This window comes from Hufsiella arboris, from assembly GCF_009834875.1.
In the GTDB taxonomy this organism is placed as follows: Bacteria; Bacteroidota; Bacteroidia; order Sphingobacteriales; family Sphingobacteriaceae; genus Hufsiella_A; species Hufsiella_A arboris.
Genome location: NZ_WVHT01000001.1, coordinates 132,363 through 151,821, shown reverse-complemented (window position 1 = coordinate 151,821; position 19,459 = coordinate 132,363). Strand labels below are relative to the sequence as shown.

At 41.5% G+C, this 19,459-nt stretch carries 19 protein-coding genes; 12 read left to right on the top strand and 7 right to left on the bottom strand.

The window, feature by feature from the left end:
- Positions 1–67: 67 nt before the first annotated feature.
- On the top strand, positions 68–958 hold the full coding sequence (locus tag GS399_RS00685) for a hypothetical protein (protein ID WP_160842583.1): 891 nt from the start codon (positions 68–70) through the stop codon (positions 956–958).
- Positions 959–1,033: 75 nt separating this feature from the next.
- The gene (locus GS399_RS00680; protein ID WP_160842582.1) at positions 1,034–1,363 is read left to right on the top strand and encodes a DMT family transporter; all 330 of its coding nucleotides are present in this window, start codon (positions 1,034–1,036) and stop codon (positions 1,361–1,363) included.
- A 74-nt stretch (positions 1,364–1,437) separates the two neighbouring features.
- On the opposite strand, the gene GS399_RS00675 is transcribed toward GS399_RS00680, so the two are convergent.
- The 6 genes from GS399_RS00675 to GS399_RS00650 form a co-directional block, all read right to left on the bottom strand.
- Positions 1,438–1,869 (bottom strand): DoxX family protein, encoded by a 432-nt coding sequence (locus GS399_RS00675; RefSeq protein ID WP_160842581.1) that lies wholly within the window; start codon positions 1,867–1,869, stop codon positions 1,438–1,440.
- 150 nt (positions 1,870–2,019) lie between these two features.
- Positions 2,020–4,509 (bottom strand): TonB-dependent receptor domain-containing protein, encoded by a 2,490-nt coding sequence (locus GS399_RS00670; protein ID WP_160842580.1) that lies wholly within the window; start codon positions 4,507–4,509, stop codon positions 2,020–2,022.
- A 99-nt stretch (positions 4,510–4,608) separates the two neighbouring features.
- Entirely contained in the window at positions 4,609–4,905 is a 297-nt protein-coding gene (locus GS399_RS00665; RefSeq protein ID WP_160842579.1) for an ATP-dependent Clp protease adaptor ClpS, read from the bottom strand.
- A 61-nt stretch (positions 4,906–4,966) separates the two neighbouring features.
- Positions 4,967–5,392 (bottom strand): nucleoside deaminase, encoded by a 426-nt coding sequence (locus GS399_RS00660; protein ID WP_202409346.1) that lies wholly within the window; start codon positions 5,390–5,392, stop codon positions 4,967–4,969.
- 452 nt (positions 5,393–5,844) lie between these two features.
- The gene (locus GS399_RS00655; protein ID WP_160842577.1) at positions 5,845–6,729 is read right to left on the bottom strand and encodes an SDR family oxidoreductase; all 885 of its coding nucleotides are present in this window, start codon (positions 6,727–6,729) and stop codon (positions 5,845–5,847) included.
- Entirely contained in the window at positions 6,722–7,498 is a 777-nt protein-coding gene (locus tag GS399_RS00650) for an enoyl-CoA hydratase/isomerase family protein (RefSeq protein ID WP_160842576.1), read from the bottom strand. Before GS399_RS00650 ends, GS399_RS00655 begins: the two co-directional genes overlap by 8 nt.
- 538 nt (positions 7,499–8,036) lie before the next feature.
- Here GS399_RS00650 and GS399_RS00645 point away from each other — a divergent pair.
- Positions 8,037–8,633, top strand: a complete 597-nt coding sequence (locus tag GS399_RS00645) for a DUF1579 family protein (RefSeq protein ID WP_160842575.1) — start codon at positions 8,037–8,039, stop codon at positions 8,631–8,633.
- Between the two features lie 124 nt (positions 8,634–8,757).
- On the opposite strand, the gene GS399_RS00640 is transcribed toward GS399_RS00645, so the two are convergent.
- On the bottom strand, positions 8,758–9,399 hold the full coding sequence (locus GS399_RS00640) for a DUF6266 family protein (RefSeq protein ID WP_160842574.1): 642 nt from the start codon (positions 9,397–9,399) through the stop codon (positions 8,758–8,760).
- 1,048 nt (positions 9,400–10,447) lie between these two features.
- Between GS399_RS00640 and GS399_RS00635 the strand changes: the two genes are divergently transcribed.
- The 9 genes from GS399_RS00635 to GS399_RS00595 all read left to right on the top strand — a co-directional run bounded on the left by GS399_RS00635 (position 10,448) and on the right by GS399_RS00595 (position 19,428).
- The gene (locus tag GS399_RS00635) at positions 10,448–10,930 is read left to right on the top strand and encodes a hypothetical protein (protein WP_160842573.1); all 483 of its coding nucleotides are present in this window, start codon (positions 10,448–10,450) and stop codon (positions 10,928–10,930) included.
- A gap of 145 nt (positions 10,931–11,075) precedes the next feature.
- Complete coding sequence (locus GS399_RS00630) at positions 11,076–11,987, top strand: AbiTii domain-containing protein (RefSeq protein ID WP_160842572.1); 912 nt, start codon at positions 11,076–11,078, stop codon at positions 11,985–11,987.
- Positions 11,988–12,139: 152 nt separating this feature from the next.
- On the top strand, positions 12,140–12,688 hold the full coding sequence (locus tag GS399_RS00625; protein ID WP_160842571.1) for a hypothetical protein: 549 nt from the start codon (positions 12,140–12,142) through the stop codon (positions 12,686–12,688).
- A gap of 39 nt (positions 12,689–12,727) precedes the next feature.
- Entirely contained in the window at positions 12,728–12,964 is a 237-nt protein-coding gene (locus GS399_RS00620; RefSeq protein WP_160842570.1) for a hypothetical protein, read from the top strand.
- A 586-nt stretch (positions 12,965–13,550) separates the two neighbouring features.
- Positions 13,551–14,312 carry a hypothetical protein gene (locus tag GS399_RS00615; protein ID WP_160842569.1) on the top strand — a complete coding sequence of 254 codons (762 nt, stop codon included), beginning with the start codon at positions 13,551–13,553 and terminating at the stop codon, positions 14,310–14,312.
- A 146-nt stretch (positions 14,313–14,458) separates the two neighbouring features.
- Positions 14,459–14,992, top strand: coding sequence for a hypothetical protein (locus tag GS399_RS00610; protein WP_160842568.1), 534 nt, complete (start codon positions 14,459–14,461; stop codon positions 14,990–14,992).
- Between the two features lie 534 nt (positions 14,993–15,526).
- On the top strand, positions 15,527–17,119 hold the full coding sequence (locus GS399_RS00605; protein WP_160842567.1) for a glycerol-3-phosphate dehydrogenase/oxidase: 1,593 nt from the start codon (positions 15,527–15,529) through the stop codon (positions 17,117–17,119).
- A gap of 39 nt (positions 17,120–17,158) precedes the next feature.
- Entirely contained in the window at positions 17,159–18,673 is a 1,515-nt protein-coding gene (glpK, locus tag GS399_RS00600; RefSeq protein ID WP_160842566.1) for a glycerol kinase GlpK, read from the top strand.
- Positions 18,674–18,696: 23 nt separating this feature from the next.
- Positions 18,697–19,428 carry an MIP/aquaporin family protein gene (locus GS399_RS00595; protein ID WP_160842565.1) on the top strand — a complete coding sequence of 244 codons (732 nt, stop codon included), beginning with the start codon at positions 18,697–18,699 and terminating at the stop codon, positions 19,426–19,428.
- The last annotated feature ends 31 nt before the right edge of the window (positions 19,429–19,459 follow it).

Genomic DNA, 19,459 nt, shown 5'->3' with positions numbered 1-19,459 from the left:
TTTTTGTACAAAGCCGGAATCATTTTAAAATCGTATTCTTAATTTAAGTTCTTATTTTCAGTTTAATATGAAGACAATTTACCTTTCCTTATTCACATTGTTTACTTCACTAATTGCTTACTCGCAGGATAAGCTTTATAAAAAAGGTGGCGAAGTTGTAGAAGTAAAAGTTTTGGAGGTCGGCACCGGAGAAGTTAAGTACAAGCTATTTTCTGATCCGGACGGCCCTGCTTACGCTGTAGATAGAGACCAGTTAATTAAGATTGTTTACAAAGACGGACGGACGGAGATTTACCAAAGTAGTCTCAAAGACCCCGCTCTCTATGCGGATCAGGCGAAGAGCGCGATTAAAATTAATTTCCTGTCGCCGCTTTTGGGCTATACTCAGCTCAATTTCGAACACAGTATAAGACCGGGAAGATCATATGAGATTGGCCTTGGAATTATTGGTTTAGGAAAACAGGAGAAGATTGAATATTATGATCCGGCGACTAATAGCTCCCAAACGATTCATAAAAACGCAGCAGGCGTTTATCTCAACGGCGGGTACAAATTTATGCGATTGCCAGACTTCGTCCGCGGCGGCACCAAATACACGCACGTTTTACAGGGATTTTATGCGAAGCCTGAAATCATTTCCGGCGTATATAGCCAAAACGTTATTGCATACCTTAACAAAGACGCTACTTCATCTATCGGACCAACTAAAGAAACGGTAGCATTTGGCGGCTTGATCTTAAATCTCGGGAAGCAGTGGATTTTAGGCGAGCTGCTTACGCTTGATATTTATGGAGGTGTTGGTTACGCGATTGATAACCAGGATTCCAATACCGACAACGAATATTACTCGGAACCCGGTTATCATTACGGACTTATTACCAATGAAAACAGCGGACTTGGTATAACCGGCGGCATAAAGCTCGGTCTTTTAATCAATAAGAAGCATAAGGTCAATTGATTTTACAGGTATTTACCAATTCCGTTTCCTGCACGTTATTGAGTTAACTATTTTTGTACAGTATCTCAATAGAATATGAATTGGATTATCCTGATAATTGCCGGATTTTTTGAAACCGGATTTGCAGCTTGCCTGGGTAAGGCAAAGGAAACATCCGGTGCCGCGGCAACCGGATGGATGATTGGATTTTTTGTTTGTTTGGCGATAAGTATGTTCCTGCTATATAAAGCAACGCAAACATTGCCTATTGGTACGGCTTATGCTGTGTGGACGGGCATCGGTGCTGTGGGAACTGTAATAGTCGGAATCCTGATCTTTAAAGAACCGGCCGAGTTCTGGAGGCTTTTTTTTCTCGTGATGCTGATTGGTTCAATTATTGGGTTGAAGGCCGTTTCATCCCACTAATTAAGTTGCGATGGTGAAGTAGCAAACCCTAATGCTGTCTCCGCTAGCGACTGTGCATTTATTAAGCCCTTCGTTTAAAAAGCGACATTTGAATCCGTTTTATTACCTAAAGCAACATTTAAGGAATCAACGTTTTCGTAGCTTTTTAACTGATGGTAAGATATGTACGAGGTAATTAGTATTCCCATCACTATCAGCGGCATGATGGTCTGAAATCCAAAACCATCAACTGCGGCATGGCTTATGCACGCGAATATGAAATCAAAAGCAAAGCCGGCATAAGCCCACTCCTTAACTCGTGGCGATACTTTTGGAATGATCAGCGCAAGTGCTCCCAGCACTTTAAAAACTGTAAACGCGGTTCCGAAATATTCCGGGTAACCCAAATGGCGAATACCTTCTTTAGCTAATTCTGTTTGCGAGGTTAATGCCGGCATTACACCTTCCATCAGAAAGATGATAATTGTCGATGTCCAGAAGACGATCTTAGTTGTTTTAGTTGTCATGGTTTTAATGTTTTGTATACCAAAGATAAACTGTAAACTATCATCACGTAAGGGAGCATTGAGGCATAATTAAGGGGTAATTACGACATGCTATTTTTAAATATGGACAAAAAAAGCCGGAATTTTTGATAGCCCGGCTTCTGTTTGATGTTACTTTCCGCCTCCTCCGTAATCTTCAGGAGAGGATTGCTGTTGCTGGTCCTGGTCCCTTTTCTTTCGCTGCTGATTATTAAAATCGCTTTTGCCAAAACGGTAGCTGAATGTCAGCATGCCCATTTGGCCTTGTCTTCTACGTTCGAAATCTTGTATTAATTCGGGTGTTTCGGTCGTTTGTCCAAACCGTCGGGTATTGAATATATCCCGCATATTGAACGAAAGACTGCCGGCCCGGTTTTTCAAAAAGTCGTATCGTATGCCGGCATCTGTGCCGAACATTTCTTTCATTGTGCCCTGAGCTGTGTTTCGAGGAGCTGAATAGTTCATATTGAATTGAGCCGAGATGTTTTTGGGCAACTTAAAGTTTCCAATTAGGTTTGCGTTCCAATTATAACCATCGCTGCTCTGAAGATTATATTGTTCGTTTCCTTCAAGCCTGTTGTAAAATAAGTTCACGTTTCCCGTCAAACTGATGGCTTTGTTAATATCTGCTTTCGAAATAAGCTCCAGCCCGATTGCGTTACTGCTTGTCAGGTTGTAAAAATTTGTCAAGGTAATCAGATTATTGGTTGGCAGGATAGAACGTACCGGCTGAATGACATCGTTCACCTGCCGGTAGTAAACAGAAGAGGTAAAGTTGACTGCATCCCAGAATTTCGAATAACCTAGCTCAAATGAGTGAATGTCTTCTGGTTTTAACGAAGGATTTCCTGCGCGAAAGTTGCTCGGATCGGTACGATCTAGAAAAGGATTGACCATCCATCCCTGAGGACGATTAACACGACGAGTGTAGCTTAGTTGTAACTGTTGCTCGCCACCAAATTTTTTGGTAAAGAAAATACTTGGGTAAACCCGGAAGTAATCAAGGTTTGATTGGGAATTCTTGGGCTCCAACGGATTTTTACCGATATATTCGGTGTTCAAATACGCCTGCTCTGCACGCAAGCCTATCTGCATCCCAAATGTTTTCGTAAACTGGTTTTGGTAATTCGTGTAGAGCGCATGAACAATATCCTCCAATTTAAAATCATTCGTTTGATCGTATTCGATGTTGTATATACCATCCTGGTTGGTCTCAAAAAGCTGCGTGTCAAACTCGTTACGGATGGTAGAGCGGTAACCAGCTTCCCATTTCACTTTATCGTTTACTGGCAGGGTGTAGTCAACCTGGATATTGTAATTTTTTCCAGCTTCTGTGTCTGTTTGTCGGTTTGACGTAAGAGAATCCCTTTTTGATGCATCTCCCTGATACGTTTGATTAAAGTTCTGTAAATCGTTATCGTTGCCTTTGCCGTATGAAAAATTCGCTGTTAATTCTTCACCTTTCTTTTTGAATTTTTGCGTGTAATCAAGGCTCCAGTCATATGTTTTGTCTTTGCTGTTACGATCTGAATTACGAATACTGGTAGTGTACCTGGATAGGTCATCATAAAAATAATTTAAATCTTCATCGCGATCGCCGTTTCGAAAATTAGCGTTTCCAGAAATTCCCAAAGTTGCGCGCTGGCTTAAATAGTAATCTAAACCAAGCTTTAAATTATTACCGATATTTTTTCCGCTGGAAATCGAATTATTATTTACAAGAGATGTTTGGCCCTCGTAGGTGGTTGTATTCGTAAATCCGCTTCCTTTTTGATAACCATTGCGGTAGCTGTAGTTTCCATACAGGTTTATTTTTTTATCGCGGTAGCTAAGATTAGTGCTGGCGTTGTAGTTGTCGAGATTTCCGGCACCCCCACTTACCATTCCGTTTAAGCCAACTTTTTGATTCTTTTTCAGGACAATATTGATGATCCCCGATTGTCCATCTGCCTGGTATTTGGATGATGGGTTGGTGATCAGTTCAATACTTTCGATAGAGCTGGCAGGTAATGATTGCAAAACGTCGGCTATGTTACCGCCCGCTAATGCAGATGGCTTTCCGTCGATCAGGATCTTAACATTTGAAGTTCCCCGCAGGCTCACATTTCCATCGATATCTACTGCAACGGTCGGAACGTTTGTAAGGAGGTCTGTTGCAGAACCACCCTGGCTTACAAGGCTCTGATCCACGTTGAAAATCTTTTTGTCGATACCAATCTGCATGGCGTTCTTTTGACCCTGTACTACAACTTCTTTAAGTACGTTGGTCTTTCCAGTCGTCATTTTAACAGAACCTAAGGCGATGTCGGTATTCTGGGCGCTAACGGTTATGGCGTTATTCGCGTATGGCTGATAGCCAACGAAGCTGATCTTTAAGATGTAATCAGCGAACGGAACATTGGCGATTTTGAAATTTCCCTGCGGATCGGTCTGCGTTGAGCGCAGCGTTTGATTGTCGGATTTTTTAACAAGCGCAACGCTGGCGAAGTCGATGGCTTTGCCGGTTTCGTCAACAAGCTTTCCCGAAACCGTACCGGTACCGGCGGTTTGCGAAAATAGTTTAACAGAAAACAACACTGTTAATATGGCGGCGAGGGCTAAGGCCCTTGATAGTGATTTCATGGATAATAATTATCTGAAAAGTTAATGCAAAGGAAAGACCACAAACTGAGTGTTAGGGCCTGGTAACCGCATTATTACAGTAACAAATTTGTGTGAATGTTAGTCGATGCTCACGGTCAGGCCTTCCTGCTGCAAAATTTTGCGATAAACTTCCAGTTCAGTAAAGGAACCTTCCAATATATTGCATTTACCGTCGTTGTGAACTTTCCAGGCAATTTTCTCAGCCTGGGAATCGCTGTAATCGAGGTATTTTATAAGGCAGTAAATCACATGTTCAAAAGTGTTTACTTCATCGTTCCAAAGTATAAGCCGGTGGTTGACCTTAAGGCCGGCAAGTAGTTCTTCAAAAGTAAATGTCTGCTCCTGTGTCTGAGTTTCGCCAAAGCGGATATTCATATGGCAAAAATACGCAAACTACAGGCAAAAACGGTTTAAAATCGGTACTGTAAACAATCCGTTACACGCCGATATCTTCGTTCCAGAGCGTAGGTTTTTCGGCGATAAACTTTTGCATAAGCTCATGGCATCTTTCGTCGTTTACAACAATAACTTCCACCTGGTTTGAACGAAGCAGTTCTTCCGCTCCCATAAATGTTTGGTTCTCCGCTACGATGACTTTAGGTATACCGTAAAGCAAAATTGTACCGGAACACATCGGGCAGGGGGAGAGAGTGGTGTAAAGCTCACATTCCCGGTAAACGGAGGCTGGCTGCCGTCCCGCGTTCTCCAAAGCATCCATCTCGCCGTGCAGGATAACGCTGCCTTTTTGCACGCGTTTGTTGTGGCCGGCTCCTATTACTTTGCCTTTATGAACAAGCACCGAGCCGATCGGAATCCCGCCTTCATTATAACCTTTGAGGGCTTCTTCGTAGGCGAGTGTCATAAATTCCGGGTTATATTGCATAAATGTGTTGTTATTTTTTAGTGATCTGTTATTGTTGGCTGGTGTGAGCTTTCATCCATTAACTATCGGCAATCAACCATCTACTATCGAACATGTACTATTAACCATCAACCAATCAACTTTCCTTCTTTTTGGGCGTTGCCCGCCGGCAGGCGTGCCGGGCTTTCCACTGCAAGTCCCCTGCGCCTTCGGCACATGCGGGCTTTTCGTTTCAATCCCTAACGCTGGGCACTGCAATTAACGATTTGCTGCCGGCAATCAGCGTCAGCTTTGGCCTTCCGCATGAACGCTAGCCTAACGATTTATGAACAACTTTCCCGTCTCCTATCCATTCCCCATTCCCTGTTACCCATTCTCCATCATCCATCAGCCATCAGCCATGGTCCATTCCCCAACAACCATTTTCCATTCCCCATCAACCATCAACCATCTCAGCTTCCCTTCGCCGATCTCGTCATCTTCTCCAGTTCATCCCACATCTCATTCGGTATAGCTTCCAGTCCGTTAAACTGTCCTGCACCCTGCAGCCATTCGCCGCCGTCAATAGTTATTACTTCCCCGTTTACGTAAGCCGAAAAATCAGAGAGCAGAAAGGCCGCCAGGTTCGCGAGTTCCTGGTTATGGCCCACGCGCTTTAAGGGTACACGATTTTTAAAATCGAATTTTTCAGCAAGATCACCCGGCAGCAAGCGCTCCCATGCGCCCTTGGTTGGAAATGGCCCCGGGGCGATAGCATTCGTACGGATATTATATTTGCCCCACTCAGCAGCCAATGAACGCGTCATAGCCAGAACGCCACCCTTTGCGCAGGCCGAAGGTACGACGTAACCGGATCCGGTAAAAGCATAAGTGGTTACAATGTTCAGAATTGTTCCCGGCTGTTTTTTGTCTATCCAGGATTTTCCGGCCGCCAGCGTACAGTTTACCGTTCCTTTTAAAACGATATCAATGATAGTTGAAAATGCGTTAGCCGAAAGACGCTCGGTAGGAGAGATGAAATTTCCCGCCGCGTTATTTACCAGGCCGTCGATACGGCCGAATTTATCTTGAGCTGCTTCAATTACCTTTTCAACCTCATCGTAATTCCGTACGTCGCAGGCAAGCGCTAAAACAGCATTACCGGTTTGTTGCTCAATCTCGAAAGCAGTTTTTTGCAGCACATCCAGTTTGCGGCTGGTTATAACGGTATTGGCGCCAAGTTTTGAAAAATAGGTAACCATCGCTTTTCCTAAGCCTGTGCCGCCGCCGGTTACGATAAACGTCTTTCCCTTAAAAGCGTTATCCCTTAACATTTCCGAAGCAAATTGATTATCCATTTTTTGCGGATTTTCCTTTAAGATTTTCAATGATCACCTGCAGAGCTGCCCTGGTTTGCGGCGCCCACCATTGTTTAAGCATTTCGTCGAGCATGGGACTGAAATCGGCCGATAATTTTGCGACCAGGTCCTGCCGGATATTCGTTTTACTTTGCTGCCAGGTTTTCCAGCTTAACTGGAGATATTTCTTCATCTGCCGCTCGGCGGAAGTAATGATCGATTCGGGCCTCACCAGCTCATCAACTAAGCCGCAATCGCGCGCTTCTTCGCCGGTTAACAATTTTCCTTCCAGCAAAAACCGATGCGCGTTTGCCGTCCCAACCCAAAAGGAGTAAAGGCTGAAAATACTGTTCGGCACAATGATGCCAACGGGCACTTCATTCAGCCCGATGATGTACTTTCCTTCGGCCATAACGCGGTAATCAGCACATAAGGCCATTACGCAGCCGCCTGCCGGACTGTGGCCATTTATAGCAGCTACAAGAGGTTTTTTAAAAGCCGCTAACCTGGCCGTAAGTTGCAGAAAAGTCGTCCAGAAGTTGCGAACTTCTTCTTCATTATAATCATATAGCTCGATGAGATCCGCCCCGGCTGAAAAAAATCCCTCTCCGCCCGCTAAAATCAATCCCCCGATGTTTTCATCTGATTCGATATCACGGATAGCCCGTAACAGCTCATTACACAATTCTGTATTTATCGGGTTTGAGCGCCCCCTGTTTAGTGTAAGATAAGCAATCTTGTCACGAACGCTTAGCTGAATAGTATTCATAAAGTGGTCTGTTAAAGGGCGTAAGTTATTACAATTTTTTATGCATGCATAATAATATTGCAGATGCAATCCGAATAATTAAGGCAATCAGCAAGACTTATAATATAATGAGTTACGGGGCAAATTAAAACAGGGGCTTATTTAGATGATAATCGAAACGGTGTTGAATTCCATGTACAAGTAATGGGCACTGTTTTAAGGCTTATGGAATATTTGAAAACCAACGGCATCTTGCATGGCATTTGCAGCCCTGCTGTTGCTACAAGTTTTTTGGGGCCTCATCCCCCGCCTTCTCCGAAGGAGAAGGAGCCAAGCCGCAAAAAAGCTTTCCGCGCCCATCAGGTTTATTGTACCGCGGTCTGTGTTTCATGGCTAGATGGGGCAGCGAAATGAGGCGCGGGACTATTTGTCTGTTTCTTGTTTTCTAAGACACTCCTCAGGCATCTTGCACCAACCGCAGGTGGAATGGATTCAGAAGAATTAATACCATTAATGCAGCTATTTCCTAAATTTGGTTATTGACGTCAAATCTATCACTATGAAAAGCTATCTCAAGAAAATTATTCCCTCAATACTATTTGCACTATTGATTCAAACGCCGGGATTTTCACAGCAGAAGGGCAATGAACAAATGAATCAAATGCTGGATTATTCCCGACCAGGCAATAACCACGCGCTGCTTAACCAACTCGTCGGAACCTGGAATTTCCAGGATGCTAAATTGAGTTTTGTAAAAGGAACGCTTGTGCGTAAACCTATTTATGATGGTCGTTTCTACAGCGTAGAAATCACCGGCGGTAAATTGCCACTGCCAATTGCTAATGGAAAAATGAAGGAAGATAATTATAAAAGTATGCAGATAGAAGGGTATGATAATACCCGAATGAAATTTTATACCACATCCATTAATAATCACATTGGGAGCGATATTCAGATGCAGATAGGCGATTATGATGCAACCAAGAAAGAATTTACGTATGACTGGGATAGTGAACTGATCAAAGGCCAGCCTAAAAAGAACAGAAGGGTAGTTAAGATTTTAGATAGCAGTCATTATGTCGAATTGTATTATGAAGAGCAAGCCAACCAATATATAAAAGTACGTGAACTCGATTACTCCAAATCAGGGGAGTAACGTTAATTATTTACCAGGCGGTTGGTGTTGTCCTTTAGGCACGTAAAACAACTCATTAAAATTAGCAATAGCTGCTGATATCGAAAAGTGCAAACTGGCCGACCGGCCATGTTTTGACTCAAAATCATATAACTGTAATTCGCCCCAGGTACTGACTGTTCGACAGCTCTTCACGTTCTTCCGTGATAAACGCCATATATACGTCCGCCTCTTTTCCAGAGAAGCCGGCATCAAGCTTCAGCGTGTCTCCTCCCTTGCTTCGCCGGGCGCCGCAAAGATCAAAAGCCGCCAGCTTAGCTTCCGGTATATAGGCTAATAACATGACATGGTCGTTTTGAAAATTGGTGCCACGATATTCGTTGGCATCCCATTGAAAAGAGAGGTTACCCGAGGCGTCCAGGCTGACAGAAGCACCTGTTGCTTGCGGGAGCTTGCCCCAGGCAACCATCACCATCGCCGGGTCAACTGAGACCTCCGGGTGCGTCCCGGTGAGCGCATAATGCATCAAATAGGATTTAGCGGCGATAAAGCCCCGGCCTGAGCTGCCGTAATTTTTGCACCCAATCCTGACGAAAGGAGTCAGGGGCTTTAACCAGTTCTGAGCCAGCGCAAAACGCTGCCGCATGGCCAATTGTGCTGCGCTTGGCTTTTGCTCGCTCTTGCGTGGTGCGCTGCGAACATAAGCCTTCCCATTCATAACGTAGCCAACTACGGTGCCGACTTTTCCGCTGATACCGCCAAGAATTCCGTTTGGAAGTTTTCCCATAATGATTGTTATAAGGTTTTGGTATTTTAAATATAAAAAAATAATCCGAAACGATAATCCGATGGATAATCATCACATAATGTTTATAGAATATGCGAAGGCAATCCGTATATCATCCGAAGAAGATCCGAAGAAAAATGGGATTTGTACCCTGTTTGGCTTGGCCTTGTTCCGTCCTGAAATACTTTACATCTTGGGTTGATAATCCTGGATTAGCTATACAATGGTTGCTGGTAATCCTAACATAGCTATCTATCTCGTCCTGAAATTGCCTGGCAGATGCGAATGATTGACTGTATAGACTTCACGATTTTAAGCGCAAACATAAACCACAGCGAAAATTACGAACGCGCGTTCGCAATTGTTTCGTGGCCGCTACCGATGTCTCTTATTCCCGTCTCATTTTATTAAATTGGTATTGAGTTTTTGAGATGCCCATTTGAGATGGATTTTTAAGGGATACGCGGGGTTGTGAGGTTGGTTTTGGTTGTATCATAAAAGGAGGGTTTTGTGAGACGGGGTGGAACCGATGCAAGTTCACAACTACACAAAACCCTCCATTGCGAAGACTTTTTTGTTTCAAGTGCTTCCGAATATTTTCCGCTAAGTATCACCGAGTCTGACTGGATGCTGCATGGAGTTGGTTGAATGGGGCATCGAAACTATCGTTCCTGTGTGGAGGAGATTTTTCTCATAGCTGAGGTTTAAATTGTATAAAGGATCGGAATGAAAAGGATTATTATGTGGGTTAAAGAAATTATATTTGAAAGAGGTTGCAAGATGGCGTAATCAGCCACAGGAGTTCCATAAGAACGGCCTTATCATCCTTATTAATAATAAGTTAAAGTGAGGTTAAAACGGGTAAAAACCGAGTTCAAAATATGGAAAAGGAAGTTTTTGTAAAAGCATTAATAGACAACTTTAATAGTAATTTTCAAAGTCGTTCCAAATATTTTGATTTTGAATGTGACGTATTCAGTGAATTAGGGGGTACTGTATTTGAAATTAACAAATGCCTATACTCGAATTTTACAGAGCATCGATCACTTTGACAAATAATTTACTCGAAAGACTTTTGAAGTTATCGTTAATTTATAACGAAGCAGGAATCGGACAAAAACCAGTTCGAGACTGGGATTCTACGTTTGAGGAACCGAATAAAAAATACAGCTCAATTCCATTAGGAAACTCTATTGAAAAATGCGGAAAGCTTGACTTAATAACTGAGAATGAGAAAGAATTTTTATTCAACACGATTCGAGAATTAATGAGAAATGGTTTTTCTCACGCAGACTCAACAAAAATTTTAAATGGGCTACCTAACGAAACGACGATGTTTCAAGGCGGTTTTTCACAATCGACAGAAATTAAACCTGTAACTGTGAATCAGAAGATAATTCCGTTCATGCAAGCTTTACATATAGAAAACTTCGCAAAAGAAAATGCTGCAGACTATTTTGAATACGTGTACGAACTAACAAAGAAAATAGACCAACGACTAATTGATAAAAACGGAAAAACCAGCGTATAACACCACATTTACAAAAGGTTAGGTTCGTGCTCGCACACAGTTTTGTCGTTGATGGTGGTTTAGGTGGTCGCATTAATGTTTGTGGTTACAAACCCGCCATCGCAAACCTGCAAATCGTTATATGTTATTATAAACTTCGATAGGAATGATAAAAGAAATTATTAAGCTATTATCTGATGATGAAAAGTCGCTTACAACTCCGTTGTTAAAAACGCAAGTATTCGCAAGTAGAATTGGGAATGTTCCACTTTATGAATGGGTGAATAAAGAATTAAATGGTTTTAATTATTCAGATGAAATTCCTGAATATAGAATAGCTAAAGCAAGCCCAATTGGAACTATTTCAGACGGGTACAATTATCAACAAAATACAATGCTGCCAGTATCAATTTTCGGGGATAAAATAGCGAAAGAATTGATAAAGTTTAAAATCGATGATGGAGTAAAATCTTTAGAAGACACTTCGACTGGTAAATATGGCGACACCATCATCAAGCCAATGGGTGCGGATTTCTGCGCAATGTTAACGAGAGAGGCGCAGAAAAATGGTGCAGAAATCCAAATTATCGAAGGGAGAATACAAGTACATATTGGCGAATTTGTTAATTCGATTTCAAAGATAAGAGCAAAATTTCTTGACTTAATACTCAAACTAGAACAACAATTCCCTGAAATCGACGAATATTCTATTGACAAAAATGAATTAAATAAATCAGTAACGCATATTATGACACAAATTAATATTCACTCTTCAGGAGAAGGCAATATTATAACTTCGGGAAATCACAACACAATCACTGCAAATGTAAATGTAACTAAAGGAGATATTTCGGGCCTAAAAGACGAACTTATTAAGAATAAAGTGAACATAGATGACACTAACGAAATTGCCGATATTGTTGCTGTCGAAAGCTTGGAAAACAACCAATTCGGACCTAATGTAAAAAAATGGCTATCTAAGATGGTTAATAAATCGATAGAGGGTTCTTGGGAGGTCGGTGTGGCGGCAGCTGGTGGCTTGCTAGTAGAGTTGTTGAAAAAATACTATGGTATATAAATTATACGATATAGCTATAGGTTTTATCTTCTGTTGGGGTTAACACCATACCGTGGATTTTTATTCATTAAAGGAACATATTAATAGTCTGGAATAACATCTACCATAGGACAAATCGCCCAAATCAATAGATAGTGAAAATATTAAATCATATGAGTTTTCAATCACTTGTAACATGGTCTCAGGTTTTTACATTGATTGGATTGGTAATGGCCGCTTTAGGTGGTTTTGGCTCTTATTACTTTCAAAAAAGGATTAAAGAGGAAGAAAATCCGATCACTCGGCCGGTTATAGATATTTGTCATAGAGGTATATCAGTAACAAAAATCAACGACTCAACTACATCATTTGATATTCCATACTGTTCAGGTAAAAGTGCTAACGCTTATGATGTTAAATTGGAATCAGCTGTGTTACTAAATACTCCCAGAGGTTTACATATGCTAAATACTTTTAGCCATCCTTTCCCAGATGGCATTCATTTAACTTACGAAACAGGAAAGTCTATTGAATTTGTTTTAGAGCCTTTTAATTATAGCCTGAATTCTGTTTATATATGTATTAAAGGTTCCTACACAAATGAAAAAAAAGACGCTATTTTTCCTGTTTTTGATATTTTTAAATTTAATTCAAAGACGGGCCGATGGATAAGAACGCTTGGAAAGGAAGATGAAGAAATACGAAAATTTCTAAATCTGTAACCGTTAAATCAACTATTTTTAATCAATTAGCATATTAAAATGATTAATAACATCCTAAAAATTCTATTTTTAATCGTAGCGGTTTTTGCAACCTATTTACTTTTTAAGATTAGTGAGGGGTTTGAAAAAGGAAGGTATACTATGGCGATTAATCAGGAGGGTTATACAAGAATATTAGACACAAAAACAGGAGAACTTTTTTACGTTGATGAGGATGGCAATTACAATCAGGTTAAGAATGGGAAATTTATAATAATAAAGGTTTTGCCGAAGTAGTGATCAATTGATTACAAACTCTGTGCTTTTATAAAAATAAATATATTAATTTCTTCTAAGAAGTGGAAACTTTCAAAGTTGAGTAGATAATTAGATAAATATAACCAATTAGCTCATGAATAAAAGTGTTAAAATGTTGCTTATGCTTCTGATAGCTTTTGGAACTCCAATCGCGATGAACTTTTTCTTGAGATATGTTTATGACTGGGGACTTACTTTCAATTTATTTGTTGCGTGTCTTTGTGCATTTGTATTCATACTTTTTTCTTCCGTGTTACTAGGAACTTTTTTTGTCTACTATTGCGGCAGAGATTACAAATTGCTGAAGCTTACCGTGGGTCCAATATTTATATGTAGCTTATACTATGTAATATTCGTCTATGGCTTTTCCTGGTTGAGTTTGTTCATCATTTTGTTTCCCTTTATGTATACAGGTGGATTGAAGAACTCTTTAAAAGATGATCTTTCATATCAAATGCGGCAAGTAAGAGAAAAATAACTGCGGCAACATCCTAAGCTGTACTCGACGAATTACCTTATTTATCATGGAGCAACGGCTTTAAGATTTAATTAGATTTTTTCTGGCATGACTCACGAAGAGAAGGAAGAGATACAAAATGCGTTTGACAACGCAAACGATGCTATAAAGCAATTGGAATTAATAATAAAAAAACACGTTAATACACCACATGTAAATATCAACCCCAACTCTTTCAATTTAGTTAATATTCCAGATAACTACATTAGAAAACGACAATATTTTACAGAGCTTTTTGATTTAGACGTTAATGTCTCAGATCCTAATTTGCGCGCTAGCATAGCTTACGCTCTGATGCAGAATGATTTGCATACTTTCGTTTTATACAGAATAAACCTTTTTGGTATTGTAAAAAAATTGTTTGTTAAACAGGCCATAATAAATCTAACATCCATTATAGAGGCTTTATTAATTTCGAAACTTAGCGCACTTCATGCTTATTGCGTTCGAGAAAGTGGTATTTGTAAATATAATTCATCCTGCCCGGTATACATCAACAGTACACGGCACATTAAAGGAAAACAGGCCATTAATCTATTCCACGAGCGACTTGGTTTGCCTGAAAAATTTTTCGATCAGATAAATAAGTTATTTGACATTCGCAATAATATCCACCTATCGATCATAGCATCTCATGAATATAATTTATCGGATTATTCCCATGACAATTTTATACTCGGGATGAAAATCTTGGCTTATCTTAAAGAGAACCTTAAAAAAACCTCTGTTGCATTTGAAGATAGAAGAATACAAGGATGCCGAAATCTTCCCATTCCTGTAAACAAGAGCGACGCTGTACCTAATTTTTAGAATCCGCATCGGACTACGAATTAATAAATAGGATGAACATATTATACAACTTAGCTAAGGCATGATCTGTTATTATCTTGACTTTATTTATTTGGGTAACAGGTCTTGATTATATTCGCATTTTGATTAAAAAATTTCTCTAATTAATGAAAATACTTTTACCTACCGCAGCCTTATCTTTTTTAATAGCGTGCCAGCCAAACCAGCCGAAATCAGTTTTGGATGCACAAAATCGAATTCCTTTAGAACTAAAGGTTAGGCATTTTATTGAAAGCCACCCCGAATGGTCAACCAATGAAGTGGTAGAAGCTAGCGTAGATAAGATATTTGTCGACAGCGTACGGATGTGGTCGAAGAGGGCTGATTTTTTAGAAAATTTACCTTTAAATGCAGAGGAGGTTCAAAAGGTAGATGATAACGGTAAAACCGTTTATTTGGTGACATTTAAAACTTTCAATGACCCGGAACGAGCAGAGCCAAGCGTTTTAAATAAAATAAACGTTCGTTTATTAGGAGATGTAACGGAGGCCCAAATGAAAAAAATAAAAACAGGCGCTCATTACACAATAGATGCTAAGTTAAAAAAGATCTTGTCCTTACAGGGAGGAGGGCTTTTAATTGATGAGTATGAATTAGGTGCCTATAGGTTCAAGGTGACTGATTTTAGAAAATTAGAATAAAAATCTTTTTTTAGCTTATTAGTGGCCCTTGCTTTATTGTCCGATAACTAAACGTTATGTTAAGCATTTCCATCAAATTTCGAATAGTTCCTCAAAAACTGCTCGTTTAGATTTTTGAGACGGGAAATGAGACAAATCTTATTTGGCGGGCGCGCTTCCATAGTCCTGGATTAGTAACGGACAAACAGGCGGTGTTATGTTTAGATTTCTCAGTCAATCCCTGTGTCCGTTTCGTTGAAATGACGTTCAGGTAGATTTCCTCGCCGGGATTCATTAACGAATCATTTGTACACAAAGGAGATAGCTTATCAAAAACTTCATTATATTCATTATTATAATCTAATTGCGGAACACTGGCAATAGCAAAACATCTTTGTGATTATGAATACTCGCCGGCGGCATATTATGAACAGGATATTGTTAATTTTAAGTGTTTGAAAGACCTGACAAAAGAGATTTAATTAGTCCTGAAGACATGAACCCTGGCGGTGATGTAAAACGTTTTCAGGCCGAAGCATCGGCTAGACGATAAATATGCTAACTACAGCCAGAGATCAAATTGTTGCCAAAGCCATCAGCGCTGAAAAGGTCTGGGATGCAATTATTATCGGTGGAGGAGCTACCGGGCTCGGCGCGGCTGTGGACGCCGCTTCACGTGGATTGCAAACACTTTTACTGGAACAAGCCGACTTTGCAAAAGGCACTTCAAGCCGAAGCACTAAATTAGTACATGGCGGCGTGCGTTACCTGGCCCAGGGCGATATCGGTTTGGTTATGGAAGCCTTATACGAACGTGGGCTGCTTCTTAAAAATGCAGGCCACCTGGTAAAGAATGAATCGTTTATTATACCAGATTATAAGTGGTGGTCAGGCACTTTTTACACCATCGGCCTAACGCTGTATAATTTATTGGCAGGAAAGCTAAGTTTTGGGAGAGTGAAACATATTTCCAAACAAGAAGTGATAAACAGGTTAAGCAACATTCAGCAAAAAAATTTGCTCGGAGGTGTCGTTTATCACGATGGCCAGTTTGACGATGCAAGGCTTGCCATAAACCTGGCCCAAACCGCCATGGAGCAGGGTGCAACAGTGCTTAACTATTTTAAAGTAATAAACCTGGCAAAATCAGGCGATAATAAAATAACCGGAGTTGTGGTTTGCGATGCCGAAAGCAATTTGATGTATACGTTTAAAGCTAAAACGGTAATTAATGCCACTGGTGTGTTTGTCGACGACATCTTAAATTTTGATAAACCCGGTAGAAAACCATTGGTAAAGCCAAGTCAGGGTATTCATATAGTGATCGACAGATCATTTATGCCAGGTGAAGATGCGCTGATGATTCCAAAAACGGATGATGGAAGGGTGCTTTTTGCAGTCCCCTGGCATGATAAGCTGGTACTAGGCACTACGGATACCGCTATTGATCACCATAGCATGGAGCCGGTAGCACTGCAGGAAGAAATCGACTTCATATTGCGCACAGCTTCACAATACCTCACAAAACCGCCTGGATTTAAAGATGTACTCAGTGTGTTTGCCGGCTTGAGGCCTTTGGCGGCAATTGAAAAAGGATCGTCAAAAACGAAAGAGATCTCGCGACGTCACAAGCTTATTGTTTCAGAATCAGGACTGATCACTATTACAGGCGGTAAATGGACAACTTATCGCCGTATGGCAGAAGATACGATTGACAAAGCCATTGCTGTGGGAAACCTTAACTATTCAAAAAGTAGAACTAAATTATTATCGATTCATGGCAACACAAAAACTGTAGACTTTAATAATCATCTTCATATTTATGGAAGTGACGAGGCCTCATTACTTGAGCTTGCCCAGGAGAACCCAGCCTGGAAAGAAAAGCTGCACAGCCGCCTGCCATATACAAAGGTGGAAGTTATTTGGGGTGTAAGACATGAAATGGCCCGTACCGTTGAAGATATTTTAGCCAGAAGGGTAAGAGCGTTATTTTTAGATGCACGGGCAGCAGTAGATATGGCGCCAGTGGTAGCAAAACTAATGGCCGGTGAACTTCAAAAAAGCCCTGAATGGGAAGAAGAAGAAGTAAAGAAATTTGTAAAACTGGCCCAGACATACTTGCTTGAGCCATATCAACCCAATACCTGAACCAGTTATCTTTTTTATAAACCAATAGTATTTTTAAATATGGAAGAATACATATTAGCTTTAGATCAGGGTACCACCAGTTCCCGGGCCATTGTTTTTGATCACGATGGGAAAGTAAGGTCAGTAGCGCAAAAGGAATTCACACAAATATTTCCGCAATCGGGCTGGGTTGAACACGATCCCAACGAAATTTGGTCGACACAAGCCGGAGTTGCGGCCGAGGCGACGGTTAAGATGGGCATCAATGGTAAAAATATCAAAGCCATCGGTATTACCAATCAGCGCGAAACAACAATAGTTTGGGATCGTGAAACCGGGGAACCGGTTTATAACGCCATCGTATGGCAGGACAGAAGAACCGCTCCATTTTGCAACCAGCTAAAAAACGAGGGTAAAACAGATTTAATCCGCTCCAAAACTGGCTTGGTGATAGATTCCTACTTCTCGGGTACTAAAATAAAATGGATACTCGATAACGTTGAAGATGCCCGCGACAAAGCGAATGCCGGCAAGCTGGCTTTTGGTACAGTAGACAGCTGGCTGGTGTGGAAGTTTACAAGGGGAAAGGTACATGTTACCGACATAACCAATGCCAGCCGTACTATGCTGTTCAATATACGCACTCAGCAATGGGATGACGAACTGTTAGCCTTACTGGATATCCCGAAAAGTATGCTTCCGGAAGTAAAACAGTCGAGTGAAATATATGGAGAAACGACAACAACAATATTCGCTTCAAAAATACCCATCGCGGGTATGGCCGGCGATCAGCATGCGGCGCTTTTTGGCCAGATGTGTATTGAGAAGGCCATGGTTAAAAATACCTACGGCACTGGTTGCTTTATGCTGATGAATATTGGCAACGAGTTTATAGCATCAAAAAACAACCTGCTGACTACTATAGCATGGAAAATTAATGGCGAAGTGCAGTACGCATTCGAAGGCAGCATATTTATCGGTGGCGCGGTAGTACAATGGCTGCGCGACGGCCTTGGCATCATTAAAACATCCGCCGATATCGAAAAGCTCGCGTTAAGCGTGGCTGATACCGGGGGAGTATTTTTTGTACCCGCGTTTGCGGGCCTGGGTGCACCCTACTGGAAGCCCGATGTTCGCGGCACTATTGTCGGTTTAAGCCGCGGTACAACAGCCGGCCACATAGCCAGGGCGGCAATTGAGTCGATAGCCTACCAGACTATGGATGTACTAAGGGCGATGGAGGCCGATGCTGGAATGAAGATCAAAGAGTTAAGAGTTGATGGCGGCGCTACCGCCAACGATCTGCTGATGCAGTTTCAGGCAAATCTGCTGAACTGTAAAGTAATAAGGCCCACCATTGTTGAGACAACAGCATTAGGTGCCGCTTATCTTGCCGGGCTTGCCGTAGGTTACTGGAAAAATGTGGAAGAAATCCAGCAGCTTTGGCAGGCAGAAAAAGAATTTATCGCGGGCGGCGACCAGCCGGTAATACAGGCAGGCATCCAGGGATGGGAAAAAGCCATTTATACCGCACAGTGCTCCGCTGATGACACTCAGCAAAGTGAACAAGTTTAGTTAATAACTTAAATTTATACTAGATGTCTCCATTTACAGCAGAACTAATAGGTACTATGTTAATCATTCTTTTAGGCGATGGCGTAGTTGCCAACGTACTCTTAAAGGATACCAAGGGAAACAATAGCGGCTGGCTGGTGATCACCACTGCCTGGGCACTGGCCGTTTTTACAGGTGTAACAGTTGCAGGGCCGTATAGTGGCGCTCACTTAAACCCGGCGGTTACTATCGGACTGGCCGTTGCCGGAAAATTTCCCTGGGATGGCGTTTTGCCCTATATTCTCGCTCAATTCATAGGTGCGTTTTTGGGCGCCTTTGTGGTTTGGTTGATGTATTTCGATCATTTTAAACGCACCAATGAACCTGGCGCTATCTTATCCGTTTTTTGTACGGGGCCCGCGGTTCGCAACTATGTATCGAATATCGCCAGTGAAATTATCGGGGCTTTTGTATTGATATTCGTTATCTTCTATATTACCGGCGCCGAAATAACAGCTACAAAAACGCCTGTCGGCCTGGGTTCTGTTGGCGCTATCCCGGTTGCATTTCTGGTATGGGTGATAGGTTTGTCATTAGGTGGTACAACGGGCTATGCAATTAACCCGGCGCGGGATTTGGGCCCGCGGATGGTACACGCCTTACTTCCTATAAAAAACAAAGGCGGCAGCGATTGGAGATACGCCTGGATACCGGTAGTGGGGCCAATTATAGGGGCTGTATGCGCCGCTCTTTTATTCAAATACTTGCTTAGTTAATTACGCCGGTTGAGATAAACACTCACGGTGA